The organism is Membranihabitans maritimus (assembly GCF_021729145.1).
Lineage (GTDB): Bacteria > Bacteroidota > Bacteroidia > Chitinophagales > Saprospiraceae > Membranihabitans > Membranihabitans maritimus.
The window spans coordinates 1-2734 of sequence record NZ_JAJSLW010000046.1 but is presented as its reverse complement, the minus strand read 5'-3'; the positions used below and the strand labels follow the sequence as shown (position 1 = coordinate 2734).

General features: G+C 39.9%; 2 protein-coding genes. Both read left to right on the top strand.

Going from position 1 to position 2734, the window contains the following annotated elements; genetic code table 11:
• The coding region (locus LVD47_RS23215; RefSeq protein WP_236981096.1) for a T9SS type A sorting domain-containing protein at positions 1-1203 on the top strand (1203 nt) is incomplete at its 5' end.
• Between the two features lie 47 nt (positions 1204-1250).
• Positions 1251-2734 (top strand): NHL repeat-containing protein (locus tag LVD47_RS23210; RefSeq protein WP_236981094.1); only part of this gene is annotated, 1484 nt, incomplete at its 3' end.

Sequence of the window (2734 nt, the reverse complement as noted above, 5' to 3'; positions counted from 1 at the left end):
AAATCACAAGCGGAAGTATCTAAAGAATTGGAAGACCTTACCATATCATGTGAAGCGTATAACCTGTTCTACAAAGATGTTGTGGAAGAAGCGGCAGTCTACAATGCTGGTGGCGGAAGTATTTCAGATACGTCAGGGGCGTATGCTGCATTGGATGCGGCGTTTGGTAGCTATATCAAAACCTGGGTTAACAATCAAGGCCAGCCTACAGACATAGATGGAAATATACTTTCTGACAGTGTACTTCAGTTCTACTACAACACGGTAGTATGTGAGGAGAAATCAATCACAGAAAAGATAGCTGATACTTTACACGACGGAACGATTGACTGGATCACCGAAGTAACGAAAGAGAGCTATTTGGATACGATCCGGGAGCACGCATACAACGGTGTGATAGCGGTTAACTGCACAGCTACTTGTGAGCAGGATGTGTGGATTGATTTGGATGATTGCGGCTATGGAACCATCACGAGAAGATTCTTCATCCAGGGTGGATGTAGTGACAAAGCTCCTGAGTGGGAAGTAGAGCAAATAATCCACGTTGAGCCGGCCTGTGAAGTAAGATTGAGCATGTTTGACTTGCCAGAAGATGTAGGTACGAAGACAGAAGCCCTGTGTGTACTGAGTGAAGAAATGGTATACAATTTATCGACAAATCTGACGGGTAGTGCGACCTTGTTACCGCAACTGGAAGGAGCGTTGTGTAATGCTGTGGCGATAGGACATTCGGATAAAGTGAGTCGGATATTAGATGCGAGTGGCATGTACAAGGTAGAGCGTACCTGGGAATTTATCGACTGGTGTGACCAGGATTCCCGGATAACCTATGTTCAGGAGATAATAGTCCAGGTTGATGCGGAGTGTACGGAACCGGATGTAGTATCGAGAGGACCGGCCCCGATGGATGATTTTGAAGTAGGGAACCGTGAGATCGGAGACGGCTTTAAGTTACACCAAAACCGACCCAATCCGTTTGACGGGTATACGGTGATTGGTTTTGACTTGCCGGAAGATACGGATGCGCGATTGACGATATACGATGTGACGGGCAAGGTGTTGAAAGAATTTGAGGGTGAATACAAGAAGGGCTATAATGAAGTACAGGTGAAACCACAGGAATTACCGGTTACGGGTGTATTATATTATCAATTGGATACGGATAAATATACGGCTACCAGACGAATGGTGAAAGTGGAATGATATAAATGCTAATAAATTTATATTTTGTGATTTTTTAAAAAAATAATATGCAAAAAGATTACCCTGGAGTGTTTTTTCAAATATTGAGTTTTACTTATTTTTTTATGGCATTTTTAACTTTTCCAGAAATAGGGAAAAGTCAGATTTTGCCTAACAGTGAGCCAAATATATCCTCAGAGAATATTGATTCTTTAAAGGTATTGTATGAGATGGAAGGTATTGACTTTCCATTGGCAACACCTTCAAACGGGTCAGCTGTGTCTTATCAAGTAACTAAAGCTGGGGTGGTTAGTGAAAATGCCCTTTTACTTATTCCTGAAAGTACAAATGATAGGGTAATGGCTTTTGATGCCAATACTGGTGATTTAGTAAATGAAAACTTCATTCCTTCTGATCCAAATAATCTTTCTACACCCATTCATGCAATAGTTGGTCCTTCCGGATCGAGTATTTTGGTTTCAGATCAATTAGAGGATGTTGTTCAGGAATATGATATTGATGGTAATTATCTTGGGATATTTGCTCCACAGGGAGGGGGCAATACTTTTTTATTAGATAATGTAAGGGGAATGGCTCTAAGAGCGAATGGTAATTTGCTTGTAACAGTTGGTGGAGGAAATAATGCAGATGCTATTGCAGAGTTTGATTCAGAAGGCAATTATTTGGGCAATTTTATAAGTAACGGAACTGGGGGACTTGATAGCCCCTTTGATATTATAAATATAGTTCAAAGTGGAGGGGGGCTCAATTCTGGAGAATGGTTAGTTGGGGGAATTACCAGTGACGCAATACATCGATATAATTCATCTGGGGCTTTTATATCTAATTTTACATCTATAAATACTTTTCCTGAACAATTATATCAAATACCAGATGGACCTAATGCCGGTAATGTATTAATAGCTAATTTTGAAGGTACTGATGAAGGAATAATTGAATTAGATCCTAATGGAAATACCATTGGAATTTACAATCCTCAGGAATTAGGTGGTTATCGCGGTGTCTATGAGTTATCGAATCAAAATATTCTGGTAACAACTGGCCTAGGGGTATATGAAATTAATCGGAACGGGGAATTGGTTGAAACCAAAATTTCCGGTGTTTCGGCAAGATTTATATCTCCTTTTCGTCCTGGAATAGTATTCGATTCTTCACCAAATTGTTCCAACATTAATCCGGGGATCAATAAAGATGGATATATTCAGGTATCTGCGCAAGATTTAGCATCAAATATTACCTCAGCTTCAATTTTTATTTCAGAATTGGAAGTTTCTATATATAATAGCTGGGGGGGGCAATTAGGTGATACATGGAGGTTAGAAAATTCAGATGATTTGATTAATCTAAATGTCTGTGATTACCTCGGAACTGAGTTGATATTTTCCTTGAAAAATGAAAAAGGAGAATGTAATCAAGGTAAGATAACCCTTAATGCTGCACCTCCCCCTGTGTTGACATCTGCCTTTGGTACTACCATTACTGAAGCCAGTGATTTGGATCTTCCGACGGCCCGTATTGATACAGGTTTGTT